Origin of the sequence: Nostoc sp. (genome assembly GCF_036919555.1) — a bacterium.
Classification (GTDB): Bacteria; Cyanobacteriota; Cyanobacteriia; order Cyanobacteriales; family Nostocaceae; genus Nostoc.
Map to the genome: position 1 here is coordinate 117,601 of NZ_JBALCS010000030.1, position 7,639 is coordinate 125,239.

Consider the following 7,639-nt stretch of genomic DNA (forward strand, 5'->3'; position numbering starts at 1 on the left):
CAAAAATTGTTAGCTACAGAAACCTAAGTAGTATTTGGCAACCAAATGCTTAGTGTCCACACAAATTAGTGCAGACAATTAAATGAATGTAATGGTCACTGCCTCAAAAGATAGTTGTTCAATGTTTAAGGAAAGTTATAAACAAGTTAAGATTTGGGATAATAGGGATAGAAAGTAGAAGGATCTTTAAAGACAAAATTACTAATAGATATAAAAAATGAGGGAGTATCACTCCCCCGCATTAGCAAAATCGCTAGATATTAACTAATTTTGAATGTTGAATCTAAGCTGTAATCATCTTTCGGCTAAACGACACTAGCAGAAAAAACGAAATCATTTGCTGTGAGGCTAGTTGAGGTAATTCCCAGCAATGAAGCCAACTGTGTATTTCCGGTTTTCACTATTGTGTCACTACCCTGCTGCAACAGTGTTAAAGCACTAAACTGAGTCACACCAATACCGCCCAGCCCGATTTTATCAACCCCGATTGTAAAGTCAGTAATAATGTTCTTGCTAGCTGGCAGACTGGCGTTAGCAATCCAGAACTGGTCAGCACTAGCACCACCACTCAAGCGATTACCGCCCTGTTGACCAGCAAATAGCACATCATCACCATCACCACCAAATAGCGAATCATTGACACTGGAGAAAAGTTTGTCATCCCCAGAACCACCGTAGAGCCGGTTATTGCTACCTTGACTCTTGAGGGTGTCGTTACCGGAGCCACCGAAGAACAGTTGACGAGTACCTTCAACTACTGTCAAAGTATCATTACCTGCTGCCCCAAACAAATTATTACTACCATTGGCTTCAACTACGGTAACTTGGTCATCACCAGCACCACCATCAGCACTAGTGTTGTTAGCAGGGCTATTTGCGCCAATCAATACTTGATCATTACCCTCTCCTGTGGACACTGAGGAGTCACTGCCGACCACCACCGTGTCATCACCGTTCCCAGCCACGATTGTGTTACTTTTAGTACCCTCTACAAAGTCTGCTCCGTCACCTGTGAATAAGGTTTTATCCGGCTGAACGGTAATATCATCGCTGCTAGTGGAGCCAGACTTAATTTCTTCAGGTTGAGGCTGACCTAAGCCAGGAGTAAGGTTCAGGGACTTATCCAGCTTCAACAAAATGATTTCGTTGTTGTCTATTACTGGATGCTGAGGATCATTGCCAGGACGACCTATTGAGAAGGGATAATTGTTGTCATTAGCGACCAAAATGGTGTTTTTATCAACAACTAACACATTTTCAATTGTTTGAAATGGGAAGTTAAAGGTTGTTTTACCGTCCCCATTTAAGTCGTTAGGGTCTTGGATGTTTAACAAGTTTGCAACTTCTTCTTTAGCTACATAGCCATTAGAATCTGTTTTAGACAGGTCTACTTTGTAGATTTTCTTGAATTTAGCCGCAGATGCTTGATTGTTATCCCGTTCAATGACTAAGTACTCATGATCATTAATAACTGTTAAGTCCCCGATCGAATTTGAGGGATTTTCCAGTTTGTAATAGCGTAGTTGATCGCTGTATTTGTGGGTAGCTAAATCAAATTCGTTAATCCGTAAAGCACCAGGAGTATCACCCTGAACAGTCCCCTCTAGCAGTAGGTAGAGCTTAGTTTTGCTGGCGTTGATTGCTCCGCCTTCAAAACCTTTGGAACTACCCAAGTTAGCAAAGGCATCTCCTGAAAGGACATCAGGATTTTGTGGCGATCGCACTACATTATACTGAGGATTATCTCTGAGTTGATCCCGTACTTTATCCCCAATATCTGGAAAGTCTGTAAATAGCGCATCTACCCCTAATTGATAGAACTGCTGAATTTCTAGTGCTAGCTTGCCTTTATAATCTGCTGCTAAATACTGATCTTCTGCGCGGAAGGTGTACGGGTGAACCTGCAAACCTGCGTTGTGAGCATCTTGAATTAACGTAGTAGGAGGTAATGTTGTCTGATCAGCATCATTTACTACTCCATCCCCATTCACATCATCTGCTTTGCCATCACCATTAGCATCAGTACCTTTGACACTAACAATCATCCGCTTCCAAGGACCAATGCCATCAGCATAGGTAGCAATTTGTGCCAAGCCTTCTGGAGTTCGTAAGTCGCCATAAGTGCGATTATCACCACTCACCTTCAGGTCATAAGGCTGACTTTCTATGATCTTACCGTTGATGTCAATGTCACTTGCATCTAGAAGTTGGATCAGTGGAATATCCACCCCAGCCGCAGGCATAATGCTATCATGCAGTTGTTTGAGGTTAGATACTTCAAAGGACTGAATGAAAATGCGGCTAGGATCAGTGAAGTTATTTGCCTTGAGCGTATCGATTAGTAACTGACTGATGTTTCTGTTTATTTTGTCCGTGGTGCCTACATAAGTGGCTTCTTGGGCAAAATAGGTCGGATGCTTAGTTTCAGGGTAGATGCCAATCTTTTTACCTGTTGTCGCTTCTACATCCTTAACCAGATTGATGATTTCTGTGAGGGTAGGAATCTCAAATTTATCATCGAAGGAGTGATCCCGGAAAGGTAGACGCTCTTCTGCCCGTAAAGTCTTGATTTCAGCTAAAGTGAAGTCTTCAGCAAACCAACCTGTAATTGTGTTTCCATCTAAACTTACTGTTTTTTTGCGATCGGCAAACTCTGGATGTTTGTAAACATCTGTGGTTGTGTTGCTGAAATTAACAGTGCCATCAGCATTCAAAATTGCTAAAGCCGGCTCATGGCGAGCAATTAGCACACCATCTTTCGTAACTACTAAGTCAGGCTCAATAAAGTCAGCACCGCGCTCAATTGCCTGTTTATAAGACTCTAAGGTATGTTCTGGACGATAACCACTTGCACCTCTATGACCAATAACTTTAGGTGCTTCTCCATTTAGAGTCTTGAATTGGTCAGGTGTAGCAATGGGAGCCTCTAACAACTTACCAGTGGCGTCAAAATGCAGCAGATAGGGGCCGAACTCGTCTCCAACCCAGATTGTACCGTTTTTATCAAAAACGAATGACTCTACATCAAAGTCTGCACCAGTTAGTAATCTTCCAGTAGTTCCCTCATTAACTATTTGAAAAGGAACTTTCTTGTTAGGGTCAGACAGTTGAATGTAATCTAAAACTTTAACACTGCCATCTCCATTTTCTGTTCCCTTAAAATTCGGGTCTAGACGATTGATCCGCAGTAAAAAGTCTTCACTATTATCTTTGCTACCATAACCATTGTCTGACAGGAAGTAGAAAGAGTGACTGTTAGCGAATTGTACACCACTGAAGCCTTGAATTGGCTGTCCTGGGAAAGGGCCAGTTCTGCCATTGGCTGAAATTTCTTTACCAGAAACTGGCCCATCACTAAAGGTATCAGCAGGTAAAGAGGCAAAGCCTACTAACTTAATTGCCATAATTAGAATGTTTGTTAGGTATTTGGATTTAAGTGCATTACAAGCTATTCAAGTTCTCTCATTGCATTAATTGTGGAAAAAATAAATCATGTTCTCACGCTAGAAACCGGAATTACGGGTAAATTTAAGAATTACAAAAATATAGTTTGGGCAAGTCCGTTAAGTCCGATTCCAACATAAACACCGAGAATACATTTACAAAAAACGCATTTTCCCAGAGTGATCGAAAGGGGAACATCTCACTTTGGTAAAAATCCTTGTAAAACCTCACCCCAACCCTCTCCTTACTAAGGAGAGGCAGCAAGAATCTTGTTTCTCATCTGGTATATTTGCAAAACTGAGATGCTCCCGATCGAAAGCTTGAGAAATAATAATGGAATGTCAACTACTAATCTGTGTTACTGTGTAACACTTCGATTCCGAATTTCAATCTGTCGATAGTAGTTATGAGATAACTTAGATAGCACTAAACATCTTTTCATGACAAGATTAAGAAAAGAATAAGTTAAATAGAATAAATGATTAAAATGCACTCAACAAAAGAATATTTCCTAAAAAATCAATAAATTAAATATTTATACTTTGATTACCGAATTATTTATTGATAATTCTGAAGAGATAAAACTTGATTGTTCTCAGTTTGAATTGGCTAGCGATGCCTACGGCTGGCTACGCCTATGCATCAAATTTTCTGCATCATGATGTATACCATGTCAGCATAACTAGTTATGATTTCCACAGTCATTGCACCCTACACGCCAGATGCTGCACTTGGGGAGACCCCTCTGAGCGCTGGCTCCCCTTAATCCCCTCCCCGCAAGCGGGGAGGAAAGACGAAGCGTAGCTTTGGCTCTTTGGAGTTCTTCGAGTTTAATAACTAATCAAGCGGACATGATGTTATACCATTTTCAAAAATCTTGACAACAAATGAATCGGCTGATCAGGGCGTACAATCTGTACGCCCCTACGAAAAGCTAGGCAACAAACTAAGCCACGACGTTAGCAGAAAAAACAAAGTCATTTGCACTCAGGCTAGTTGAGGTAATTAAGAGCAATGAAACCAACTCTGTATTTCCGGTTTTCACGATAGTGGTACTACCCTGTTGTAACAGTGTTAGCCCACTAAACTGAGTTACGCCAACACCACCAAGCCCGATTTTATCAATCCCAACTGCAAAGTCAGTAATAATGTTCTTGCTAGCTGGCAGACTGGCGTTAGCAATCCAGAACTGGTCAGCACCAGCACCACCACTCAGGCGATCGCCACCCTGTTGACCAGCAAATAACACATCATCACCATCGCCACCTAACAATGAGTCATTGATATTGGAGAAGAGTTTATCATCCCCAGAACCACCGTAGAGACGGTTATTACTACCGCCACTAGTGAGGGTATCATTGCCTGAGCCACCGAATAATGATTGACGAGAACCTTCAATGACTGTGAGAGTATCATTACCTGCGGCTCCAAACAAATTATTACTACCATTGGCTTCGACTACGGTAATAACGTCATTACCATTGCCACCATCAGCATTGGTATTTTCAGCCGGGCCGTTCTGACCAATTACAATTTGATCGTTACCATCTCCGCCGGATACTGAAGAGTTACTGCCAACCAGTACGGTATCATCACCGTTTCCAACCTGGATTGTATTACCTTCAGTACCCTCTATAAAATCTGCTCCGTCACCTGCAAAGAATGTTTGTCCTGGCTGAACTGTAACATTATCGCTGTTGGTAGAACCGAAACTGTTCGTGAAAGTAGGCTGTACACCTGTGAGGTTAATAGGATTGCGGGGATCGTAACTAGTAGTATCGATATTTAGAGCATCGGGTAGTGCATTGGCTATATTTTCCCAAGGCACCAGCTTAAAGTTAGAGTTGACATTTTCGCCATCGATTGTCTTGGCAGGTTCATTAGAGCCGTCTTGGGTGACAAATAAACCAAATGGGAAGTTAGACCCCAGTGGCACGTTAATTACATCTGCACCATCTGACTCTTGTACGCTGTCAATTGACCCATTGTTACCAATGGCAAAGTTACCCACATATTCGTTGTTGCCTACACTCGTGAAGGCAACAAAGGTGCTGTCGCCTTGGCTGGATGCTAGCAGGTAGCCTGTGCCGTTTTTGCCGTAATAAATGGTCAACCCTTCGGCGTCATCGGTAAGGTGAGAACCACCCTCAAAACGAACGCGATCAATCAGCTTGCCTGTTGTACCACCGTCCGGTTCTGCCTGGAATTTCCAGATGCCCACATCTTCTTGGGCTATGTAGAGAAAGCCGGTTTCTTGGTCAACCACCATACCCTCTGTTTGGGGAGAACGGTCTGCTGCTGTGGGTGAGGGGATGGTGAACTCCCGCACTAGTTCCGCTCCAATTTTGCCATTACCTTTGTCAATCAATTTAAACTGAGCTATATCTCCAGTTTGGCGACGACTGGTAAAGACATAGTAATCATTAGTTATGGGACTACGGTATAAGGTAACTCCGTAAGAACTGGAGCCTGTGCTAGGGTTGGGTGCTTGGGCGATCGCATCAGTAATATAGAGATATTCCTTTTCTGGCTGTCCAGTCACCAGATTGTATTGCAGAATCCGGGAACGGCTGCCACTGGTGAGTGAAGCGATTAATCCATCTTGGGACAGGGCGTTTTCAGTAGCGGTGAATAGGGTTTTTTGGTCAGGTGTAATGGTGAGGCTTTCAAATGCTAAGTTATTGTAAACGCCTGATGTCTGCGTATCACCTGCATCAACAATACCATCGCCGTTCGTATCCTGAACTACTGGCAGGAACTTGCTGGGAACAGGTAGCGATGCCTGCGGCGGGCTATGCCTACGCACCTCTTGCCCTGTGGTCAGGGAAAACTCTTTAATAAAGGGATTGGTAACACGACCAGCAGTAGGATTGACTTCACCCTCTGAAGATATAAAGACTGTCCCATTATTGGTTAAAGCAATACCTTCAGGGTCGAGACTGTTTAGTGGAAAAAACTTGCCGTTGGTATCTTTTAGGGGTGTGACATTAGTAAAAATCACCCCGGAATCGGCGGTAGTGAAGGTATAAAAGCGGGCGGGGGCAACTTGGGAGCGATCATCTGAGATCGCGTAGTAACGGTTGTTAACTGCATCGTAAGTGACACCAGAAAGTCCACCCACTGGAGTCTGTATCTCATTCACAGTTCCCGCAATACCAGCAGGAATAAAGCCTGTGGGAAAAATACTCTGCGTCACAAATCCAACATTGGGAATAGTTTCACCCGGTTCCGTTGCGCCAGTTTGCACATCTGCTTCAGGGTTAGGATTCAAAGAAGCATTGAACTGGAAAAAGCGAATTGTATTAGTAGTTACCATGTTTAATTCTGAGATAGATTCTAGACGTTTTGAAAATTCAGAGTGGGCGTTTCTAGCAAAAGCCTTCATTTCAAACTCTTGCTCTCTGCGCCTTTCTCAATACGGTTCGGTTTATTCCTCGAAGATCCCCCCAACCCACGCCAGCGCTCCACTTGGGGAGACCCCAAGTGGAGCGCTGGCTCCCCGATAAATTGGGGGGCTTATAACCATCTTTTACCCCCTTTTTAAGGGGGTCGCCGTAAGCGGGAGGATCTTAACCGAACCGTATTGAGGACTCAAGCTGTGTAGCAGTCAAGTCTTGAACAAGCAAAAGCCCGATGAATTCGTCAGTTGTGGTCAGGTTGCCACCACGGTAAAATTCATTAATAACGATCTTGGGCATAAAAACTTCTTCGTTTAATTGTGTGAATGTGCGATCGCACGTTCACTTTGTGTCAAAGCGATAAAAGGTATCTGCTGAGAAACCAACAGGATTAGAAGTCTCTATAAAATTTGCCTTCCAAACTACTATTTTTAGTGGTTGTCATAAGACACTTATATATCTAACAGGACTTACACAAAAAGGCAGTGAAAGCCCTGATTTCCCGTAGGGGCAATTCATGAATTGTCCCTGAGCGCGTGTAGTTTTGCGTAAGTCCTATCTAATTTTTCGTATTAGTTCTTAATTGATTGGGCAACCTAAACTTATCCCAGTCAGATTAAGAAATAGCTAGCAATAGGTTAAGACAAAAAATAATTGCAGATTTGCAAATGCTTTTGTGCCACAGCAATTATTCTCAGTCATATATAGGACTCCTATTTGATTTTTGAACAAATTCCGTACATCTGAAGAGTGGCAAAATCAAAGGTAGTGTGTCGAATAAACCACTCAAACATCCA

General features: G+C 42.8%; 3 protein-coding genes. All 3 read right to left on the minus strand.

Features of this window, described 5'->3' with window-relative positions; translation table 11 throughout:
* Positions 1-305: 305 nt before the first annotated feature.
* On the minus strand, positions 306-3,407 hold the full coding sequence (locus tag V7K36_RS09215; RefSeq protein ID WP_335115060.1) for an esterase-like activity of phytase family protein: 3,102 nt from the start codon (positions 3,405-3,407) through the stop codon (positions 306-308).
* Between the two features lie 983 nt (positions 3,408-4,390).
* Positions 4,391-6,760 (minus strand): phytase, encoded by a 2,370-nt coding sequence (locus V7K36_RS09220; protein WP_335115047.1) that lies wholly within the window; start codon positions 6,758-6,760, stop codon positions 4,391-4,393.
* A 253-nt stretch (positions 6,761-7,013) separates the two neighbouring features.
* The gene (locus tag V7K36_RS09225) at positions 7,014-7,142 is read right to left on the minus strand and encodes a hypothetical protein (RefSeq protein ID WP_335115049.1); all 129 of its coding nucleotides are present in this window, start codon (positions 7,140-7,142) and stop codon (positions 7,014-7,016) included.
* Between the last annotated feature and the right edge of the window lie 497 nt (positions 7,143-7,639).

Coding starts and splice junctions, on each gene's coding strand:
- V7K36_RS09220 (WP_335115047.1), bottom strand. CDS start 6,760: ATGGTAACTACTAATACAATTCGCTTTTTCCAGTTCAATGCTTCTTTG.
- V7K36_RS09225 (WP_335115049.1), bottom strand. CDS start 7,142: ATGCCCAAGATCGTTATTAATGAATTTTACCGTGGTGGCAACCTGACC.